Origin of the sequence: Nonomuraea sp. NPDC050478 (assembly GCF_044458265.1) — a bacterium.
Classification (GTDB): domain Bacteria; phylum Actinomycetota; class Actinomycetes; order Streptosporangiales; family Streptosporangiaceae; genus Nonomuraea; species Nonomuraea ferruginea.
Genome location: NZ_JBITHT010000006.1, coordinates 378,576 through 392,485, shown reverse-complemented (window position 1 = coordinate 392,485; position 13,910 = coordinate 378,576). Strand labels below are relative to the sequence as shown.

10 protein-coding genes are annotated in these 13,910 nt (G+C 71.3%); 4 read left to right on the top strand and 6 right to left on the bottom strand.

Going from position 1 to position 13,910, the window contains the following annotated elements; genetic code table 11:
* Positions 1-57: 57 nt before the first annotated feature.
* A complete protein-coding gene (locus ACIBF7_RS30935; protein WP_397198738.1) occupies positions 58-1,449 on the top strand; it encodes a PLP-dependent aminotransferase family protein in 1,392 nt (463 codons plus the stop codon).
* On the opposite strand, the gene ACIBF7_RS30930 is transcribed toward ACIBF7_RS30935, so the two are convergent.
* Together ACIBF7_RS30930 and ACIBF7_RS30925 are read right to left on the bottom strand one after the other, a co-directional pair.
* Positions 1,436-2,560, bottom strand: coding sequence for a DegT/DnrJ/EryC1/StrS family aminotransferase (locus tag ACIBF7_RS30930; RefSeq protein ID WP_364231258.1), 1,125 nt, complete (start codon positions 2,558-2,560; stop codon positions 1,436-1,438). The two genes, ACIBF7_RS30935 and ACIBF7_RS30930, sit on opposite strands and share 14 nt — an antisense overlap.
* The gene (locus tag ACIBF7_RS30925) at positions 2,557-3,639 is read right to left on the bottom strand and encodes a GNAT family N-acetyltransferase (RefSeq protein WP_261808347.1); all 1,083 of its coding nucleotides are present in this window, start codon (positions 3,637-3,639) and stop codon (positions 2,557-2,559) included. The genes ACIBF7_RS30930 and ACIBF7_RS30925 overlap by 4 nt, the downstream gene beginning before the upstream one ends.
* Positions 3,640-3,786: 147 nt before the next feature.
* Here ACIBF7_RS30925 and ACIBF7_RS30920 point away from each other — a divergent pair, with 147 nt between their 5' ends.
* The 3 genes from ACIBF7_RS30920 to ACIBF7_RS30910 all read left to right on the top strand — a co-directional run bounded on the left by ACIBF7_RS30920 (position 3,787) and on the right by ACIBF7_RS30910 (position 7,117).
* Positions 3,787-4,815, top strand: a complete 1,029-nt coding sequence (locus tag ACIBF7_RS30920; protein ID WP_364231261.1) for a phosphotransferase family protein — start codon at positions 3,787-3,789, stop codon at positions 4,813-4,815.
* Positions 4,816-4,869: 54 nt separating this feature from the next.
* Complete coding sequence (locus ACIBF7_RS30915; protein WP_397198737.1) at positions 4,870-5,619, top strand: SDR family oxidoreductase; 750 nt, start codon at positions 4,870-4,872, stop codon at positions 5,617-5,619.
* Between the two features lie 100 nt (positions 5,620-5,719).
* Positions 5,720-7,117, top strand: a complete 1,398-nt coding sequence (locus tag ACIBF7_RS30910) for a xylan 1,4-beta-xylosidase (RefSeq protein ID WP_148029644.1) — start codon at positions 5,720-5,722, stop codon at positions 7,115-7,117.
* A gap of 2 nt (positions 7,118-7,119) precedes the next feature.
* Here the strand turns inward: ACIBF7_RS30910 and ACIBF7_RS30905 are convergent, their stop codons facing one another.
* The 4 genes from ACIBF7_RS30905 to ACIBF7_RS30890 form a co-directional block, all read right to left on the bottom strand.
* A complete protein-coding gene (locus ACIBF7_RS30905) occupies positions 7,120-10,755 on the bottom strand; it encodes a hypothetical protein (RefSeq protein ID WP_397198736.1) in 3,636 nt (1,211 codons plus the stop codon).
* Positions 10,756-10,846: 91 nt separating this feature from the next.
* Entirely contained in the window at positions 10,847-12,145 is a 1,299-nt protein-coding gene (locus ACIBF7_RS30900; RefSeq protein WP_148029646.1) for a lipopolysaccharide biosynthesis protein, read from the bottom strand.
* Between the two features lie 13 nt (positions 12,146-12,158).
* On the bottom strand, positions 12,159-12,962 hold the full coding sequence (locus ACIBF7_RS30895) for a polysaccharide deacetylase family protein (protein WP_148029647.1): 804 nt from the start codon (positions 12,960-12,962) through the stop codon (positions 12,159-12,161).
* The gene (locus tag ACIBF7_RS30890; RefSeq protein ID WP_219543811.1) at positions 12,959-13,900 is read right to left on the bottom strand and encodes a glycosyltransferase family 2 protein; all 942 of its coding nucleotides are present in this window, start codon (positions 13,898-13,900) and stop codon (positions 12,959-12,961) included. Before ACIBF7_RS30890 ends, ACIBF7_RS30895 begins: the two co-directional genes overlap by 4 nt.
* Positions 13,901-13,910: the final 10 nt, after the last annotated feature.

The following is a 13,910-nucleotide window of genomic DNA, read 5'->3' as shown; positions in this document are numbered from 1 at the left end:
TAGCCGCGAAGTGGACCTATCCTGGAGAGCCACTATCAACGCCTTCCCGGAGACCACTTGCGCGCCCTCGTCGACCTCCCGATCTCCCTGTCCAGGGAGTCCGACGTGCCGCTGACCGTCCAGCTCACGGGCCGGCTGCGCGACGCCATGCTCTCGGGCGCGCTCGCGACCGGCGAGCGGCTGCCGTCCTCGCGCGGGCTGGCCGCCCAGCTCGGGGTCAGCCGCACCGTGGTGACCGAGGCCTACCAGCAGCTCTACGCCGAGGGCTGGCTGGAGGGGCGACACGGCTCCGGCACGTTCGTGGCCTCGATGGAGACACCACCCGGCGCCAACGGGGCCGCCGCCGCGCAGGCGCCCGCCCCGAAGATGGCGCGGCGGGCGGTGCCGGGCGACCACGTGATCAACCTGTCGCCCGGCCGCCCCTGGGTGCGCGACTACGACGTGGCCGCCTGGAAGCGGGCCTGGCGCAAGGCCGCCGACCTGCCGCCGGGCGACTATCCCGACCCCTACGGCCTGCCCAGGCTCAGGGAGCTCCTCGCCGATCACCTGCGCAGGGCCAGGGCGGTGGCCGTCGGGCCGGAGAACATCCTGGTCACCCGCGGCACCGGCAACGGCCTCGACCTGTGCGCGCAGGCGCTGCTCGGCGCGGGCACCCGCGCGGGCGTCGAGGACCCGGGCTACCACGTGGCCCGCACGGTGTTCGCCGCCAGGGGAGCGGAGGTGGTGGCCTGCCCCGTGGACGAGGACGGCGTGATCGTCGACGACCTGCCCGCCGGGCTGCGCGTGCTCTACACCACTCCCGCCCACCAGTACCCGCTGGGCGGGCGCCTGCCGATCCCGCGCCGCGAGCGGCTGCTGGCGTGGGCCAGGCGCACCGGTGCCACGGTGGTGGAGGACGACTACGACGCCGAGTTCCGCTACGACGTCGCCCCGCTGCCCGCCCTCTACGGCCTCGACCCGTCGCGGGTGGTGCTGCTCGGCACGCTCTCGAAGTCGCTGGCGCCGGACGTCGGGGTCGGCTGGCTGGTCGGCACGCCCGAACTGCTCGACAGGATCGCCGCCATCCGCCGCGCCGTCTCCGACCGCACCAGCGGGCCGGTGCAGCAGGCGGTGGCGACCCTGCTGGAGCGCGGCGACCTCGACCGCCACCTGCGCAGGATGCGCCTGGAGTACGCGCGCAGGCGCGCCGTGGTGGTGGAGTCGCTGGGCCCGGTCTGCCGCCTGCGCGGCGACACGGCCGGGCTGCACGTGCTGGCCGAGCTGCCGCCGGGGCTGGCCCCCCGCGTCATGGAACGTGCCGCGGAGCGAGGGGTGCTGCTCGACACGGCCGAACGCCATCATCACGGGGTCGAGCGGGTGCACGGCCTGGTCATCGGGTACGGTTCCGCCTCGCTCGCGCAGGTGCGGCGGGGCTGCCAGATCCTGGCCGAGCTGATCAGGGAAGGCTGAACGCCGGGGCGGCCTCCAGCTCGCGCAGCAGCGGCAGCGCCCGGCGCGCGTACAGCGGGTCGACCGGCAGCACGTGCCGGGCCCACCAGCGGGCCGGCGTCGGGTCGGGCGAGGGCTTGGTGAGACCCGGCGCGTAGTCGTCGTACGGCGGGTCGTAGAGATAGCCGGTCGCCACCCCGCGCCGCTCCAGCTCGGCGATGGCGGCGTCGCGGTCGCGCACCAGCAGCGGCACCCTGAACAACGGCTGGTCGAGGTGGTCGCGCACGGCGGGGGCGGCGATCGGCAACGACGCGAGCAGGGCGACCCCGGCCAGCCTGCGCTCGCGTTCGCGCGGCACCTTGGCCACCCGCCTGATCTGGTACCACCGGGACACCCGGCCCCTGGCGGCGCGGTAGTCGTGCAGGTCGGCCCGGACCCACGGGTCGAACGACGGCAGCGAGGGCGCCCGCGGCAGCGCCTCGGCCAGCTCGCGGGCCATCAGCGCGATGCGGTAGCCCTCGCGCTCCTCCTGCAGGCCCAGCGCCCGCATCAGCCACAGCGCCGGGCGCACCAGGTCGAGCCGGAGCGCCGCCTGGCGGGCCATCGAGGTGGCCACGGCGAACAGCTCCGCGCGCAGCGACCCCGGCCGCAGCAGGGCGTCGCGGGCCTGCTCCAGCGACTTCAGGTCGGCGCGTTCCGCCACGGCCAGCACCCCGCCCGAGCCGGCGGCGGCGTGCTTGCCCAGGCTGAACACCCCGGCCAGGCCGAACGTGCCGAGCGGCCGGCCGCCGACCGAGGTCTCCATCGCGTGGGCCACGTCCTCGACGAGCACCTTCCCGGTGAACGCCGTCACCTGGTCGGGCAGCCCGTACAGATTGGTCGTCAGGACCGCGTCCACGGAGGAGAGGTCGGCGCGGGCGACGTCGATGTTGCCGTCGCGCGGCGACAGCGGCGCGATCACCGGGCACAGGCCGGCGGCGAGCACCAGGAAGAGGATCTCGTCGGCGGAGACCGGCGACATGAGCAACCGCTGGCCGGGCGAGCACCAGTGGCGCAGCGCCAGGTAGAGACCGAGCCGGTTGGAGGGGAGGAGCAGGCAGTGGCGGCCGGTGCGCTCCTCCAGGAACCTCATCCGGCCATCCTGGCCCGCAACCGGCCGTAGGTCTTCAGCGCCTTGTCCGCGGTCCTGTGGAGCACCGGATGGGCCAGCACGGTGGCCCTGGCCCTGCGCGCGGGCACCCGCATCATCCAGTGGACGCCGGCCGGGAGGCCGGGCCTGGCGAGCCGGCCCTCCGCGACGGAGAGCTCGCCGGTCTTGAGCTTCTCCTTGTACTCCTTGGCGCCCCGGCCCATGTCGATCAGCTCGATGCCGGCGGCGGCGGCCTTCTCGGCCATCGCCAGGTGCTGGATGAGGCCGGGGGAGTACTTGGCGAAGGCGGTGTCGTAGGCGGGGAACCAGCCGGCCAGGGTGGTGCGGGTGCGGACGCCGAAGTGGCCGGCCACCGGCCGGTCGCCGACGTAGACCATGTCGAGCACGCCGGCGAAGCTCTCGCCGCGGGTCGCCTGCAGCCGCTCCACCAGCTCGACGATCCACCGGTGGGAGAACCGGTCGGTGCGGCCGGTGCGGCGGTACTGGTCGGTCTTCCAGTTGAGCAGCGTGTGGAGCGGTCCCGGGTCGGTGATCGCGAACTCGTGGCGCACCTCACCGGCCTCGCGCCCGAGCTTGCGCTCCTTGGCCAGCGTCGTCTTGTAGGTCTTGCCGGAGTTGGCCCGCAGGAACTCGGTGTAGGGGCCGTAGCCGTCGCTCAGGTCGATGACCGGCGACGGATAGGTCTCGTAGGTGGCGCCCAGCAGGGGCTGCCCGATCACCAGGTGGTCGAACTCGTAGACGCTGAGCCCGCACTTGCGCAGCAGCTTGAACGGGTCGATCTCGAGGTCCTTGGCGTAGATCATGCCCTGGGCGTCGGTCAGACCCGCGGCCACAGGTTTGCCGATGCCCAGCGGGTGTCGCTCGAACGGGAAGAATCCGACGATCTCCGGCCCGTCGTGGATCACCGCGACCCGCACGGCGTCGCGCAGCTCACCGACGGTGAGCGTGAACTCCGGAGACAGGAAGGGGTTGTCGAACGCCGTGTCGCTTTCCTGCAAAGCACGCCAGCGGCTGATTTCGGCGTCTCCCAGCTCTCTGGGATGAGCGAGGGTGACCTGCACTGGGCTCCTACTGTCGACATGCCTCGGGGCGGCAGACATGTGGAAACTCAGCTTAAAGGATCGGTGTGTCGCCTGTTCTCGCAGGTGCGGAACGTTACGCAACTCCCAGGTGGTTTTCAGAACCGAATAACGTTCTAATATCAGACCATGACCGTACCTGGGATCGACCGGCCCCGGCTGTTCGCCTGGATGGGCCGCCACGCGCCCGACGCCGGTGAGCCGCTGTCCGTCTCGCTCATCTCCGGGGGCAGGTCCAACCTGACCTACCTCATCGAGACCGGCGAACGCCGCGTGGTGCTGCGCCGGCCCCCGCTCGGCCACGTGCTGCCCACCGCGCACGACATGGCACGCGAGTGGCGCGTCATCTCCGCGCTGGCGCCGACCCCGGTGCCCGTGCCCGGCCCGGTCGCGTTCTGCGCGGACGAGGACGTCATCGGCGCGCCGTTCTACCTCATGGAGTACGTGGAAGGCGCCGCCGTGCGCGGCCGGGAGGAACTCGGCGACCTGCCGCCGGAGGGGACCAGGAGGCTGAGCGAGCGGCTGGCCGAGGTGCTGGCCGCCATCCACGCCGTCGACTACCGGGAGGCGGGGCTGGACGGCTTCGGCCGTCCCGACGGCTACCTGGCCCGGCAGGTCGAGCGCTGGTGCAAGCAGTGGGAGCGGTCGAAGACGGAGGAACGGCCCGACTTCGACCGCCTGGCGGAGCGGCTGCGCCGGAGGCTGCCCGCACACTCGGACGGCACGCTCGTGCACGGCGACTACCGGCTCGACAACACGCTGGTGCGGCTCGGCCCGGAGCCGGAGATCCGCGCGGTCGTCGACTGGGAGATGTCGACCCTCGGCGACCCCCTCGCCGACCTCGGGCTCACGCTCACGTACTGGCAGGACGCCGGGGACGAGGAACGGGCCGGGATCCCGGTCGCCGGGGACGTGACGGCCGCGCCCGGCTTCCTGAACGCCGCCGAGTTCGCCGCCCACTACGCGAAGGTCTCCGGCCGCGACACCGCCGAACTGGGCTTCTACGTCGCGCTCGGCAACTTCAAGCTCGCGGTCATCGTGGAGGGTATCCACGCCCGCTTCCGCCAGGGTAAGACCGTGGGGGAGGGGTTCGAGCGCATCGGCGGCGCCGTGCCCACCCTGATCGCCCGCGCGCACCGCATGCTCGGCCCGTCCTGACCGCCGGCCACGCCTGACCCGACGCCAGTCACACCCACCGCCCTGAGGAGCGTCATGAGCACTGCTGCACTGATCACCGGAGCGGCGAGCGGCATCGGCGCCGCGGTGGCCCGCCGCCTGTCGACGGGAGGCGCCAGGTGCGTCCTGGTCGACCTCGACGGCGACGGCGCCGAGCGGCTCGCCAAGGAGGTCGGCGGCGTCGCCCTGGCCGCCGACGTGCGCACCGAGGAGGCGTCCAGGCAGGCCGTCGAACTGGCCGAGAGCGCCTACGGCCGGCTCGACCTGGTCCACCTCAACGCCGGCATCTCCAGCGGCGTCGACCTGAACGCCTTCGACCTGGCCCAGTACCGCAGGACCGTCGGGGTGAACGTGGACGGCGTGGTCTTCGGCGTGACCGCCGCCCTGCCGCTGCTGCGGCGCTCCGGCGGCGGCGCCATCGTGGTCACCGCGTCGCTGGCCGGGCTGGTCGGCTACGACGGCGACCCGATCTACACGATGACCAAGCACGCCGTCGTCGGCCTCGTCCGCGCCCTCGCCCCGCCGCTGGCCAAGGAGCACATCCGCATCTCCGCCGTCTGCCCCGGCTTCACCGACACCCCGCTGGTGGCCCAGGCGCGCGAGCTGTTCATCAGCGCCGGATTCCCCTTGCTGGAGGCCGACGAGGTGGCGGCCGCCGTGGAATCGGCTTTTTACGCCGACGACACCGGCAGCTTGCTCGTGGTGCAGCCGGGTAGGCAACCGGTGCCGTACCGTTATGCAGGGGTTCCTGGACCCGCGAGCGGCCAGCGGCCACCATCGTCCTGACCGTTCGCAAGCCACTCGCAACCCGGACGGTTACGGTGAACAAGGTCGAGGTCCTGGCGCTCGGCCTTGTTTGGAACGTTCGTGAAGGGGTGGGTTCAGGGTGATTCCGACGGACGGCAGGCATGCCCGCAAACGGTCGCCATGGCCGCTGGCCGTCGGGGCGGGGGTCGTCGCGGTCCTGCTGGTCGCGGGCATCCTGACCTACGCCGGCCTGCGCTCGGAGCCGGACGACGGGCCCACGAGTTACGTCGGCGGCGAGATCGCCTCATCCGCGCCCGCCGAGCCCGCGCCCGAGCTCGACCCGCCCCCGGCGGTGGACGACTGGCCGCGCTGGGGCATCACCCACACCCAATACAGCGCCGACAACGAGGACCGCGTGGCCCGGGAGGCGGCCAGGGGGATCCTCGGCCGGGTCCCGATGCTGCAGAACCAGCACATCATGGGCTGGGGCGCCGGCAACCCCGAGCCGAGCCCCGGCCAGTACAACTTCGTCGACCTCAACAGGCGGCTGAAGTTCATGGCGTCCTCGCGGTCCATCCCCGTGATCACGCTGTGCTGCGCGCCCGACTGGATGAAGGGCGGCCAGGCGGGCCGCACCGACTGGTCGAAGAACCACACGGTCGCGGTCAAGCCCGAACACTTCGACGACTACGCCAAGCTCGCCGCCCGGGTCGCCAAGCAGTATCCGACGGTCGAGTACTACATGGTGTGGAACGAGTTCAAGGGCTTCTGGAACGCCAGCACCAACCGGTGGGACGCCGAGGGCTACACCGAGCTCTACAACAAGGTCTACGACGCGCTCAAGAAGGTCAACCCGAAGATCAAGGTCGGCGGCCCCTACGTGCCGATCGAGAGCTCCAAGGCCGACAGGCCGTCCGAGCTGAAGGGCACGTACGGCAGCGTCGACCAGCGGGCGCTGGACGCGATCGAGTACTGGATCGAGCACAAGAAGGGCGCCGACTTCATCGTCGTCGACGGCGCCACCATGACCACCGACGGCGGCAACGTCCCCGACGACTTCGCGGCCACCGAGAAGTTCAGCGCGATCAGCACCTGGCTCAGGCAGAAGAGCGGCGACCTGCCGGTCTGGTGGGCCGAGTGGTACGTCGAGCCCGACGACTCCGGCTGGACCGAGGACAAGCGGACCGCCGTCCAGGCCACGGCCCTCATGGAGTTCGCCAAGAGCGGCGTCTCCACGGCTCTCTACTGGAACCCGCAGACCAGGGGCCGCGGCGAGTGCGCCGGCTGCCTGTGGCGGTCCGGCACCGGCGAGGAGATGCCCATGGCCGGCCTGCTCAGCGGCTTCACCAAGTGGTTCCCCGCCCACGCGCAGCTGGTGCAGGTCCAGTCCTCCGACAAGCGGATTCGCGTCCTGGCCCAGGAACGCCAGGTCGTCATGGTCAACACCGCCGACACCGCCGTGACCGCCACCGTCGACGGCAAGCAGGTCACGCTCCAGCCGTACGAGATCCAGTGGAGCGGCCGCGGCCCCGCCTGACGTCAGTTGAGGCCCGCGATGTAGACGAACCGCTCCACGATCACCCCGAGCGCCACCGCGAAGGCCGGGATGGCCACCGCCAGCATCCAGCGGCGGGCGCGTGGCGCCCGGCGGGGGCCGTTGAGCCTGATCACCTCGTAGCCGAACAGCGCGATCCAGGTCACGGCCAGCGCCCCGATGCCGACCGGCGTCCACGGCGAGGTGGGCTCCCCCTGCACCTTGTACGGGCGAGGATCGGGGATCTCCGTGCCGCGCACGAACTTGCCCCACGTGTAGAGAGCGGCGTCGTCGTTGGAGAAGACCCTCTTCAGCTCCGGCGCGGCGTCCAGCGCGGCCCGGAACTTCTCGCCCCAGCCCTCCGGGAAGCCCTCGTTGAGCTGCAGGTAGCTGACCTGGCCGCGGCTGACCACCACGTAGGTGTTGCGCGGGCTCTCGGGGCCGGGCTTCAGCGAGTCGATCACCCCGGTGATGTTCGTCGGGTCCTTGAACACCTGCGCCTGGCCGGCGAAGTTGACCAGCTCGATGTCGCGCTCGCCCCACGGCAGCGTGGGCGTGACCTCCGGGCCCAGCTTCGGCACCAGGTAGACCACCCGGGCGCTCGGCTTGTCGTGCTCGTACACGTGGTGCATGGCCGCGACCTCGCCCGAGGTCACCCGCTCGAACTTCTCGTTGCCGTAGCGGGCGACCAGGAAGGCGCCCGCGAACGCCACCGCCATGCACGCGGCCAGCACCAGCGAGATCTTCCTCGTCAGGTCGGGGTTGAAGCGCACGTTCCGCTTGCGCAGCGGGACGGTCTCCTCGCGCACGTCGGCGCTGTCGGCCGGCATGTTGGGGAAGAACGCGTACGCGGCCAGCAGGCACGCGCCGGGCAGCGCGAACATGTAGATGCGCAGCCCCATCTCGCCGCCGTAGCTCTGCATCGCCAGCGCCAGCGCCGGCACGCAGAGCAGGATGAGCGCCGCCCGGTCGAACACGCCCCGGTGCAGCCGCCTGAACAGGCCCACCGCCGCCAGCGCCAGGATCACCACCAGGATGCCCAGCCGCGCCTGCAGCACCAGGGCGTGCAGCGCGTCGGTGCCCTCGATCCGGTCGCCCGTGTTGGTCTGCAGGTTGTCGAGCACTCGGCCGAGCCCGCCGAAGATCGTGTCGATCTGGCCGACCCAGAAGCCGACGGCCATGTAGCTGATCCAGGTCAGCACCACCAGGCCGAGGAAGAACGGCAGCCCCCACGTCAGCGAGGTCCGCTTGAACAGCAGGAACGCCGTCAGCACGCCGAGCATCATGAACGGCGTGATCTGGTGGGACGCCGTCGCGGCCACGAACAGGGCCAGCAGCAGCATGAGCATGAGCAGCTTGTCGGCCCGGAACATGCCGGTGTTGGCCAGCTCGCCCGGCGTCATCGCGTCCAGGCGGGCCAGCAGCCTGCGCAGCCCCTTCGGCGGGATCGGCTTGGTGCGCGGCTCCACCCGCCCGAACCAGCGCAGCAGGATCGCCACGAACACCAGATAGAGGGCGAACGTGAAGCCCTGCGGCGAGAAGTAGTCCTGCCCGATCCACTGGACCAGGATGAACAGCAGCGCCGCGAACCAGCGCGCCCGCGTGGTCGCCACCACCTGGCGCAGGATGAGCACGAACGGCAGCAGGTAGAGCAGGTTGGACAGCAGCGGCGACCAGTTGAGTATCGGCGTCAGGTCCTCGATCCCGGCCGCCTTCGTGACGAACGCGAACAGCGCGAAGAAGCCCGGCCAGCCCATGCGGGCGTCGATGTTGATGGCCGTCTCGCCGGTCCTGCCGATGAACTCCACGAAACCGGCATGGATGTACGCGGTCGGGAACCTGGGTTCCTCGGCCACCAGCGCGCCCACGCCGTGCAGGGCGAACGTGATGGCCGCGATCTGGAACAACAGCAGGAACTTGCGGTCGGTGCTCTGGGCGACCGTGACGAAGAACGACACGACCATGATGAGGATGGCCGCGAACGCGGTGACGGGCAGCGCCGAGATCAGGCCGAGGCCGTTGATCTCCTCGGGGTCGACACCCCAGTACGGGCCGGGCGGCGCCTTGACCGCCAGCACGTACATGACCAGACCTTCGAGCACCAGCAGCACAGGCAGCCACCTGGGCGCGCTGGCCAGCAACCTCGCCCAGCGCCCTCCCTGCTCGCCCGCGATGCCTGGCGTCGCGACCGGCTTCTGCCGCACCGCGGTCCCGGTTTGCGCGGCCGCCGCGCCCTGCTTGGAGGCCGCCGGAGCTTCGGCCGGGTCTTTATGGAGACCCGCCGGACCCTGAGGTGCCGCTGGATCTTTCTGGAGAGCCTTCGGAGCTTGGGGCGCCGCGGGGTCCTTCCGGGGACCCGCCGGAGTTTGGGGTGCCGCCGGGTCCTTCTGGAGACCCGCCGGAGTTTGGGGTGCCGCGGGGTCCTTTTGGAGAGCTGCCGGGGTTTGGGCGGTCGCCGGGTCTTTCTGGAGAGCCGTCGAAGTCCGGGGTGCCGCCGGGTCTTTCTGGAGACCGGTCGGGGCTTGGGTGGCCGCCGCGTCCTGTGGGGACGTGGTCTCCTGTCCGCCGTCTTCCGCCTTCGCGCCCGGCTGCCCGGGCTTGCCCTTGGCGGGCGCGGACGCCGCCGAGGCACCCGCCCCTCCCGTGGCCTTGCCCCCGCGAGCGGTGGGTGCCGGCGAGCCCTTGGCGGCCGGTCGTGAGACTCCGCCGGTCGAAGGGGAGGTGAAGTCCGTGGTCGGCGGGGCCGTGGATGCGCCGGAGTCCTTACGGGCCTGCTGCGCGGGGAACGGAGTCGTGCCGGAGACGTCCTCCGTGGGCTTGGCCGAAGGGCCGAACTTGAGCTTGGGCAGCGTGGCCGTCTCCGGCTCGGCGTCCCCTTGCCCAGGTGCGGCAGCGGGGGCCGCCCCCTCAGCCTTCGGCTTGGCCGCATCGCCCACCGGCTTCTGGCCCGAGCGGGCCCCCTCTGCCTCGGCTACGGCCTTCGTGCCCGAGCGGGCCTCCGTCTCGGGTGCGGCCTTCTGACCCGAGGGGGTCTCCGCCTCGGGGACTGCCTTTTCACCCGAGCGGGTCTTCTCTGCCTCGGGTACGGACTTCTCGCCCGAACGGGTCTTCTCCGTCTCGGGCACGGCCTTCTGGGCGGACCGGGTCTTCTCGGGTACGGATTGCGCCTTGGAGGCGGTGGTGCCCTTGGACGCGGGTGGTGGGGCGGCCGCGGCAGCGGCCTCTTCGGCGGTCGGCGGGCGGCCGATGTGGACCGACGGCGGGCCGGGGATGCGGAAGGTCAGAGTCTGGCTGACGTCCTCGGAGTCCCGCTCCGCTCCGCGCTCGTCCTCGTCGGAGTCGCCTCCGGAGGAAGCCGCGGCACGCTCTCCGGCAGGCCGCTCGGCGTCCGCCTTGAGGTCGGCGGGACGCGCTCCGGTGCGCCGCTCAGCGCTCGCCTTGGCGTCGGCGGGACGCTCTCGGGCAGGCCGCTCGGCGTCGGCGGGGGGCTCTTCGGCCGCCTCTTCGTCGGACGGGCGGTCGTCGGCCGAGCCGTCGGTGGGCTGGTCCGCGTCGGCGGGCTTGGGCGTGTCGGCTCGGTCCTTGGCGGCATCGAGGTCCAGCCGCGGGATGATCCCCGTAGCCTCCGGATCGAAGGGCACCTCTGACTCCTCTCCCGTGTCCCCCCGTACGCCGGAAGAGCCGGTGAAACGCGCTGTCATACGATCGCCGTCCCGTTGCCTCACGTGACCATCATGGGGCCCCGGGCGACCCCTGAGCGACGCTGAGCAGCCTAGTGTCGGCAGGTCTGAGAATTTTACGTAGTTTTCCGAAGATCACCAATGCGATGAGACTCTGGCTGATCAGCATGCCGTACCCCACCGCTTCGACGCTCGCGAACGGGAACAGCACCGCGATCGAGGTCAGCACCAGCGCCGCGAGCCCGATCTGCAGGAACGCCAGCTTCCGTACCTCGCCCTGTGCGCGCAGCGCGCTCAGGTAGATCTCGATCAGCACGCGCGGCAGCACGGCCAGCGCCATGAGCCGCAACAGCAGCGTCCCCTCGGCGGCGAAGGAGTCACCGAAGATCTGCAGGATGAGCGGGGCGGCGGCGACGGCTACCACGATGATGGGCACGATGATCATTAAGGCCCTGCGCAGCGCGTTGCGGCAGTTGACCGCCAGCTGGGACCGGTCGAAGGACCCCTCCACGGTCAGCGACACGGCCATGTTCATGGCCAGCAGCTCGATCATGCAGCCCAGCGTGTGGGCCATCGAGAAGCGGCCGAACGTCGCCTCGCTCACCTGGGTGGCCACGGCCACCGGCACCAGGTAGACGATCGCCAGGACGGAGAGCGTGCCGGGGAAGTCGCCGGACAGGAACCTGCCGATCTCGCGCAGCCCTGGAGGGTGCGGGTGCCGCTCGGCGGTCTGCCGCATGTGCCGCGGCACCACCACCCCGAAGATCAGCCAGTTGATCGGGATCAGCGCGATCGCCGTCGGCACCATCCAGGAGACGAAGATCCCGCCGTCGGGCAGCGCCCCGGCGAGCGCGACCAGCAGCCCCATCTTCATCAGGCCGAACACGATGCTGTTGACCGGGACCCAGACGGCGTTGCGCAGCCCGGTCAGCACCACGTCCTGGAGCGTGAAGACGGCCCAGACCGCGACCGCGCCGAGGAAGAACAGCCCGGGGCCGAACCCGCCGAGCACGGCGTAGGTGTCGCCCCACAGGGGCAGCGTCAGCAGGAAGCCGATCGCGGCGGTCACGCCCGTGGCGGCGGCGATCCCGTAGCCGCGCAGGATGAGCCCCGGCGTGCTCCGGCCGCCGATCGGCAGGTAACGTGCCAGCGCCCCGACCAGCCCGAGCGCGGTCAGCGACGCGAACAGCCGCATCAGCGTGATGACCGCCTGGCCCCGGCCGAACTCCTCCTCGGAGAAGTAGTGGGCCGCCAGCAGCCAGTAGCCCATGCCGAGCACCGCGGTGATGCCGGTGTTGGCCATCAGCGCGTAGCCGTTGCGGAAGAGCGGGTTGCGGAGGTCGCTCAGCACCTTCCGCCAGAGGCTAGACATTGCCGCGAACCCGTTGCAGCCCGTATCGCGTCCTTCTGACGACGGCGTAGCCCTTGGTCAGGATGCGTTCGCGCAGGTAGATCAGGGGCACGGCGGTGCCCTCGACGGCCTTCTTGAACATGCTGATCGTGGTGTGGCGGGCGACGGTCAGGCGCGGGATGGCGAGCACGTCGTGGCCGTCGGCCGCGATCGTGTTGTTCACCGCGCAGGCGGCGAAGTAGCCGGCCTTGCGCACCTCGCGGCGGACCCGCGCGCTGGAGTAGCCGTAGGGGTAGGCCATGGTCGCCACAGGAGTGCCGAGCTTGTCTTCGAGCAGGCCCTTGTTGCGGCGCAGCTCCTGGCGCAGCTCCTCGCCCGGGAGCTGGTCGAGCTGCGGGTGGCTGTGGCTGTGACCGCCGATCTCGATGCCGGTCTGGGCGGCCTCGCGGGCCTGGGTCCAGCTCAGCATGTCGTCCAGCGGCCTGCCAGCGGCGTCCTTGCCCGCGTCGGCCACCCACCCGCTGGTCAGGAAGACCGTGGCGGGGAACGCGTGGCGCTCCAGCAGGGGCAGCGCCTTCGTGTGGAAGTCGGCGTAGCCGTCGTCGAACGTGAGCACGATCGGCTTGCCGGGCAGCTCGACGCCGTTGATCTTGTTGAGCCGGGCGACCAGGTCGCCCAGCGTCAACGGGGTGAAGCCGCTCTCCGCCAGGTAGGCGAGCTGCTCGTCCAGGTCGGAGGGGCGCACCGAGTGCGGTTTGGTCTCCTCGTTGGGCGAGTCGGTGACGGAGTGGTACATCAGGATCGGCACCCGGATCACGAGCGCACCCCCTTCAGCCGGATCGAGCCCACCAGGTAGCCCCAGGCGGTCCAGGCCAGCCCGACCACGATCGCGCCGGCCCGGCCCAGGCCGCCGAGGTCGCCTCTGAGCGCCTCGCCGAGACCGCGCAGCGCGCCCAGCGGCAGCGTCTTCATCGCGTGCGCCCGCTCGCTGGACAGCCCGTCCTGGGTGCCCACCTCCTGGGTCACCAGGGCCTTCGACAGGCCCTCCGCGTAGCAGCGGGAGCGGAAGTAGCCGAACGTCTCCCGCTGCCTTGACACCTTGTGCCCGATCGCCGCCGTGGGCTGGAAGAGCATGACCGAGCCCGGCTTCCGCTGACTCAGGCGGATGCAGAACTCGGTCTCCTCGCAGCCCAGCGGCCGGCTCTTGCGGCCCTGCACGCTCCGGCCGATGCCGCTGTGGAAGCCGCCCACCTCGGACACCGCCTCGCGCAGGAAGGCCGCGTTGCCTCCCATCACGTTGCGGATCGGCGCCTTCACCTGGGGCATGCCCCGGTAGCTGCAGCCGACCGTCCAGTCGAACTCGTGCGGGAACCAGCGCGGCCTCCGGCCTGAAGCCCAGATGGGTTCGGTGCGACCGCCCACGCCGACGACACCCGGATCCTGGAAGCCCTCCTCCAAAGCCTCCAGCCAGCCGGGATCGGCGACCGCGTCGTCGTCGAGGAACGCGACGATCTCACCGTTGGCGATGGCCACGCCGGTGTTCTTGCCGCCCGACAGGCCCTGCTCGTGCGAGTTCTCCACGACGATCGCGTGTGGATAGGCGCGCTTGAGTCTCAGGTGCAGGTCGGGGTTGTGGTCGACGACCAGGATCAGCTCGCGGGGCGGGCGCGTCTGGCGCTCCACCGACTCCACGGCCTCCCTGATGTCCTCCCACCGGTCCTCGGTGTAGACGCAGATGACGACAGACGTGTTCACGACGATTCCT